Origin of the sequence: Stenotrophomonas sp. 2YAF22 (genome assembly GCF_052114665.1) — a bacterium.
GTDB lineage: Bacteria > Pseudomonadota > Gammaproteobacteria > Xanthomonadales > Xanthomonadaceae > Stenotrophomonas > Stenotrophomonas indicatrix.
Genome location: NZ_JBFRFE010000223.1, coordinates 1 through 6,058, shown reverse-complemented (window position 1 = coordinate 6,058; position 6,058 = coordinate 1). Strand labels below are relative to the sequence as shown.

Here is a 6,058-nt window from a genome sequence, read left to right as displayed (position 1 = left end):
CAGGACACGCCGTAAACCCATCCATGGGGGCTCGGTCGGCGCATCCCTGCGCCTCACGGTCCTGCCCTGCCGCCCTTCCCGCTCCCTGACGGTTTCCTGCGGGCGCGGCCGGTCCGCCCGAAAGCGGGGTCAAAAGCTGGGGTTCATGGCCTCGGAGGGTGTCCTGGCTGCTGCTGTGGTGGGTGCGGACCGTTGGTCCGCACTGCTTCTGCCCTTGCCTTTAAAGAGCCAACCCACCACGCCCGCGGGATGTGGGGTAGGTGGCGGAGGGCCCGGCGGGGTAGGACCGTGAGGCGCATGGATGCGCCGATCGAGCTTACAGGGACGTACTTGCAGCGTGTCCTACCCCGCCCGGCCCTCCGCCACCCCAACCGATAGCCAGCAGGCGCAACGCTTTCCTCAGCACACCACCCATTCAGTAAAATCTATTGATAGGAATGAAATTAGTAGTATCCTATCTATTACTTATGGACCGCCCCCTCGACGAGCGCACCGTGCTGCAGATGCAGCTCAGCTCCGGCCTGCTGTACGCAGGGCGGCAGTGGCAGCGCCTGGCCGACAGCCGGTTGGGCAGCTACGGCATCTCCACCGCCTGCACCATGCCCCTGCTGATGATCGGCCGCTCCGGCGGTGGCATCCGCCAGGTCGCGCTGGCACAGCAGCTGGGCATGGAAGGCCCTTCCCTGGTGCGCCTGCTGGACAAGCTCTGCGCCAGTGGGCTGGTCCGCCGCGAATGCGATGCCAGCGACCGCCGCGCCAACCTGCTTTGGCTGACCGAGGAAGGCCAGGCGTTGGTGCGCGAACTGGAAGACCAGTTGATCGGCCTGCGCCAGGACGTATTCGGCGAGCTTTCCATGGATGAACTGCATGCCGTGCTGAAGGCATGGCGCCTGCTGGCCGAGGCTGCCGACCGCATCACGTAAGCCCGTTGTCGGTGAATACCGCCGCTGCCGTGCATGCGCCAGCGGCTTTTGCCCGTTGCCGTTGTCCTGTTCCACCTCCCCTTCCCCTACCGTCCCCGCCCCTACCGATGCCCGGTGAATTCAGTCTCCACGGAGTGTTCGTCCCGACCCTGCTCGGGTTGATGGTGTTGGCCTACCTGGTCAACAGCGGCCTGCACGCGCTGCTGCAGCGTGCCGGTGCCTATCGCCACGTATGGCACCCGGCGCTGTTCAACCTGGCCTTGTACGGGATCGTGCTGGGCCTGCTGTTCCACCTCCTGCGTTGGATGCAATCGTGAACAAGATCGTGAAGAAGAGCCTGCCGGTGCTGCTTACCTGCGCAGCCGTGATCGTCGCCCTGCTGGTGCTGCGCCAGCTGTGGGTCTACTACATGGACGAGCCGTGGACCCGCGACGCCCACGTCGGCGCCGACGTGGTGCAGGTGGCGCCGGATGTGTCCGGCCTGGTCGAAACGGTGCAGGTAGCCGACAACCAGGCGGTGAAAAAGGGCGACCTGCTGTTCGTGATCGATCGCGCGCGCTACCGCATCGCGCTGGAGCAGAGCCGCGCCAGCCTGGCCGAACGCCAGGCATCGGTCGCGCAGCTGCGCCGCGAGATCGGACGCGACCGCAGCCTGCAGGATCTGGTCGCCGCCGAGGACGCCGAAGTGCGCCGGGCCAAGCTGCAGGCCGCACAGGCCGCATTGGCCACCGCACAGGCCGCGGTCGACCTGGCCGAACTCAACCTGGCCCGCACCGAAGTGCGTGCACCGGCCAATGGCCGGGTCAACGACCGCACCATGCGCGTGGGCGACTACGTGGTGGCCGGCAAGCCGGTGCTGGCGCTGCTGGATACCGGTTCGTTCCGCATCGATGGCTACTTCGAGGAAACCCGCCTGCGCGGCGTTTCCCCGGGGCAGCGCGTGGACATCCGCCTGATGGGCGAAGACACCCCTCTGCACGGCCATGTCGAAAGCATCGCCGCCGGCATCGAGGATCGCTACCGCAGCAACGGCAGCACCCTGCTGCCGAACGTGACCCCGGCCTTCGACTGGGTGCGGCTGGCGCAGCGCATCCCGGTGCGCATCGCCATCGACGAGGTGCCTGCCGGCGTGGAGCTGATCGCCGGGCGCACCGCCACGGTGACCGTGGATACCGGCCGCCACGTGCAGAACAAGAAGGCCGGCGCTGCGCCGACACAGGCGGGCCTGTGAACGCCGCCCTGCCCCGCCTTGGCCTGATCGTCGCGCTGGCCAGCCTGGCCGCGTGCAGAACCGTCGGCCCGGATTACGCATTGCCCGAAGGCTCGGCATTCAAGCGGCCGCAAGCGAATGCCGCGTTCATCGATACCCACAACCCCGAAGTGGCTGCCAACCAGGCACTGCCGGCACGCTGGTGGTCGCTGTACAACGACCCGGTGCTGGATGGGCTGATCACCCAGGCGCTGCGCGACAACGTCGAACTGAAGGCCGCCGACGCGCATCTGCGCCGCGCTGCTGCGGTGTACGAGCAGGCGATGGACGCCGGTGGCTTCGAGTACGAGGCCGAGGCCGGTGTCAGCCGCGCACAGTTGTCGGCCGAGTCGTTCCTGCAGGAGCACGAGCTGCCGGTGATCAACCTGGCCGACGGCAAGTTCGCGGTGAGCTACCAGTTCGACCTGTTCGGCAAGCTCAAGCGCGGTGCCGAAGCAGCCCGCGCCGACGAACAGTCGGTGGCCGCTGCACGTGACCTGGCCCAGGTGAGCGTGGTGGCCGAGGTGGCCGGCAGCTACCTGGAGATCTGCCACGCCAACCACGAACTGCATGTAGCCGAGCATTCCCTGCAGCTGCAGCAGCGCAGCCGTTCGGTCACCCAGCGGTTGATCAGCGCAGGCCGCGGCACGCCGCCGGAACTGGCGCGCGCCAATGCCCAGGTCGCGCTGCTGGAAGCCGCATTGCCCCCGCTGCAGGCGCAGCGTTCGGCTGCCGCCTATTCGCTGGCGGCACTGCTTGGGCAGACCCCGGGCCAGCTGCCGGCCGGGGTGATCGACTGCGCGCACGCACCCACCCTTGCCCAGCCGCTGCCGGTCGGTGATGGCCGCGCGCTGCTGCAGCGCCGTCCCGACATCCGCCAGGCCGAACGCAAGCTGGCCTCGGCCACCGCGCGGATTGGTGTCGCCACTGCCGAGCTGTACCCGGACATCCGCCTGGGCGCCTCGGTCGGCGCCGCCGGCCTGCTGGAAGACTTCGGCCAGCCGATGACCCAGCAGTGGTCGTTCGGCCCGCTGATCTCGTGGACGCTGCCGTCCTCGGGCACGCATGCACGCATCCACGCCGCCGAGGCTGGGGCCGATGCCGCGCTGGCCGAGTTCGACCATGCCGTGCTGCAGGCACTGCGCGAAACACAGACCGCACTGGACCGCTATGCGCAGGATCTGCGCCGCCTGCAGTCGTTGCGCGTGGCGCAGGAGCAGGCTGCGATGGCCGCAGAGCAGAACCGCCGGCTGTACCAGGGCGGCCGCACGCCGTACCTGTCCAGCCTGGATGCCGACCGCAGCCTGGCCAGCAGCGATGCCACCCTGGCCGCGGCAGAAGCCCAGGTCTCGCGCGACCAGATCCACCTGTTCCTGGTACTGGGCGGTGGCTGGCAGGACAGTGCCGCGTCTGCGGCTGCGCCGACGGCGGCGAGGTAAGCGATGAACGGGCTGACCGACCGCCAGGCCTGGCTGTTCTCGATCAAGACCTACCTGGCAGCGATCGTCGCGCTGTACATCGCCATGGCCGGCAACCTGTCGCGCCCGTACTGGGCGATGGGCACGGTGTACATCGTCAGCCAGCCGCTGCTGGGCCCGACCCGGGCCAAGGGCGTGTACCGCATCCTCGGCACCCTGGCCGCCGGCCTGGCCACCCTGCTGATGTTGCCCGCCCTGGTGGAAACGCCGCTGGTGCTGAGCGCAGCGATGTCGATCTGGCTGGCCGGCTGCCTGTTCCTGGCCCTGCTCAACCGTGGCCCGCGTGGCTACGCGTTCCTGCTGGCCGGCTACACCACTGCATTCATCGGTTTCCCGGCGGTGACTTCGCCGGAGACCATCTTCGACACCGTGGTGGCGCGCAGCGAGGAGATCATCCTCGGTACGGTGGTAGCGGTGCTGTTCGCCTCGCTGCTGTTCCCGGCCTCGGTGCGGCCGATGCTGGGCGCGCGCATCGGCAACTGGATGGAGGACGCGGCGCAGTGGTGCCGGCAGATCCTCGAGCGCGGCCGCGCGCATGCCCCACGCAACCGGCTGGCCGCCGACCTGGTGCAGTTCGAGGCGCTGATCGAGTTCCTGCGCCGCGATGATCCACGCCATGCCGGCGCGGCCGTATCGATGGAGCGCCTGCGCGAACGCATGCTGTTGCTGCTGCCGGTGCTGTCATCGATCGCCGACCGCCTGAGTGCGCTGCGCAGCGATGGACAGACCCTGCCCGAGGGCCTGCCGACGCTGGTCGATGACATCCACGACTGGATAGACACGCCGTCCAGTGCCAGCGACTACGCGCGCCTGCGCGCACGCATCAGTGCGCTGAAGCCACAGGTGGACCGCGATCTGCAGCACCTGCAGCTGGCCAGCCTGCTGCTGCGCCTGGAGGAGCTGGTGGACCTGTGGCAGGACTGCCGCACCCTGCAGCACGCAATCGACCAGGGCACCGCGCCGCTGGACCGTGCGCACTACCGCATCCGCACCGAACGCACCGCCACCGACAAGCACGTCGACTACGGCATGGCACTGTTCTCCGCGCTCAGCGCCGGCGTGGCGCTGATGAGCTACTGCGTGCTGTGGATCGGCCTGGGCTGGGAGGGCGGTGGCAACGGCGCGATGATGGCCGCGGTGACCGCCGCGTTCTTCGCTGCACAGGATGATCCGGCGCCGAGCATGGTCTCGTTCCTGGTGTGGGCGATGGTGGCTTCGCTGGTCGCCGGCGTGTACCTGTTCGGCGTGTTCCCCGCCGTACACGACTTCGGCCTGCTGGCGCTGGTGCTGGCAGTGGTGTTCCTGCCGTTGGGCCTGCTGCTGCACCACCCGAAGAGCGCGCTGTTCGCGCTGCCGCTGACGGTCAACCTGGCCGCGCTGCTCAGCCTGCAGAACACCTACAGTGCCAACGTGCAGACCTTCGCCAACTCGTCGATCGCGATGTTCATCGGCATTGGCTTTGCGGTGGTGATGACCCGGCTGTTCCGTTCGGTGGGTGCCGAATGGACCGCACGCCGGCTGGTACGGCAGGGCTGGACCACCCTGGCCGAGGCGGCCGAAGGCCGTGGCCAACAGGATCGCCAGCGCTTCGCCGCACGCATGCTGGATCTGCTTGGCCTGCTGGCACCGCGCCTGGCGGCGACTCCGGAAGGCAGCGACATCGCGTCGGTGGACATGCTGAACGAGGCGCGCATCGGCCTGAACATCCTGCAGCTGCGCCGCGCCCGCCTGGAGCTGCCGGAGCGCAGCCGCGAGGCGGTCGAGCACATCCTGGAGGAAGTGGCCGTGCACTATCGCCGGCAGATCGCCGCACGCAAGCCGATTGTGGCGGCCGAGGCGCTGCGCGAACGGCTGGACACCTCGCTGGGACGGGTCGGCAGCGTGGCCGCCTGCAAGGCGCGCGACGAGGCGCTGATGGGCCTGGTCGGCCTGCGGTTTGCGCTGTTCCCGGAAGCAAAGGCGTTGGCGCCGGGACTGCTGGCAGCCGAGGGGCCGCAGCCGTAGCACGCTACCCTGTGCACCCATAGACCCCGCACCGGGGTCGGATCCTTCGCCACGGGCGAGGGCTCTGACCCCTGCGCTGCACAGGACGGTTCAATGAGTTACGACATGATGGTGTTCGAGGCCAGCGTCGCCCCGCGTGAAGCGGCGGCGTTCATCGCCTGGTTCGAGAAGCAGGCGCAGTGGGGCGAGAGCCACGAGTACGACGATCCGGCGGTCAGCAGCCCGGCGCTGCAGGCATGGTTCGCGGAGATGGCGCAGGAGTTTCCGCCGATGAACGGCCCGCTGAGCAATGACGATGATGATCGCGCCGAGGTGACCGAGTACAGCATCGGCCGCCATGTGATCTATGGCGCGTTCGCGTACTCGGTGGCCGAGCGCGCGCATGGACGGGTGCAGGACCTGGC

General features: G+C 68.6%; 6 protein-coding genes. All 6 read left to right on the top strand.

Annotation, left to right across the window (positions count from 1 at the left end):
• Window positions 1–467 precede the first annotated feature (467 nt).
• Window positions 468–923, top strand: coding sequence for a MarR family winged helix-turn-helix transcriptional regulator (locus AB4Y84_RS10665; RefSeq protein ID WP_025875653.1), 456 nt, complete (start codon window positions 468–470; stop codon window positions 921–923).
• Between the two features lie 107 nt (window positions 924–1,030).
• The gene (locus AB4Y84_RS10660) at window positions 1,031–1,240 is read left to right on the top strand and encodes a DUF1656 domain-containing protein (protein ID WP_025875651.1); all 210 of its coding nucleotides are present in this window, start codon (window positions 1,031–1,033) and stop codon (window positions 1,238–1,240) included.
• Complete coding sequence (locus AB4Y84_RS10655) at window positions 1,237–2,154, top strand: efflux RND transporter periplasmic adaptor subunit (protein WP_312787693.1); 918 nt, start codon at window positions 1,237–1,239, stop codon at window positions 2,152–2,154. Before AB4Y84_RS10660 ends, AB4Y84_RS10655 begins: the two co-directional genes overlap by 4 nt.
• Window positions 2,151–3,611: an efflux transporter outer membrane subunit gene (locus AB4Y84_RS10650; RefSeq protein WP_428704823.1), complete on the top strand. Its 1,461-nt coding sequence runs from the start codon at window positions 2,151–2,153 to the stop codon at window positions 3,609–3,611. Before AB4Y84_RS10655 ends, AB4Y84_RS10650 begins: the two co-directional genes overlap by 4 nt.
• A gap of 3 nt (window positions 3,612–3,614) precedes the next feature.
• Complete coding sequence (locus tag AB4Y84_RS10645) at window positions 3,615–5,654, top strand: FUSC family protein (RefSeq protein WP_313251379.1); 2,040 nt, start codon at window positions 3,615–3,617, stop codon at window positions 5,652–5,654.
• 93 nt (window positions 5,655–5,747) lie between these two features.
• Window positions 5,748–6,058 (top strand): hypothetical protein (locus AB4Y84_RS10640; protein ID WP_442250110.1); only part of this gene is annotated, 311 nt, incomplete at its 3' end.

What these genes read in the sequence shown, in the direction of transcription:
- AB4Y84_RS10665 (WP_025875653.1), top strand. Translation starts at nt 468, where the DNA reads ATGGACCGCCCCCTCGACGAGCGCACCGTGCTGCAGATGCAGCTCAGC.
- AB4Y84_RS10660 (WP_025875651.1), top strand. Translation starts at nt 1,031, where the DNA reads ATGCCCGGTGAATTCAGTCTCCACGGAGTGTTCGTCCCGACCCTGCTC.
- AB4Y84_RS10645 (WP_313251379.1), top strand. Translation starts at nt 3,615, where the DNA reads ATGAACGGGCTGACCGACCGCCAGGCCTGGCTGTTCTCGATCAAGACC.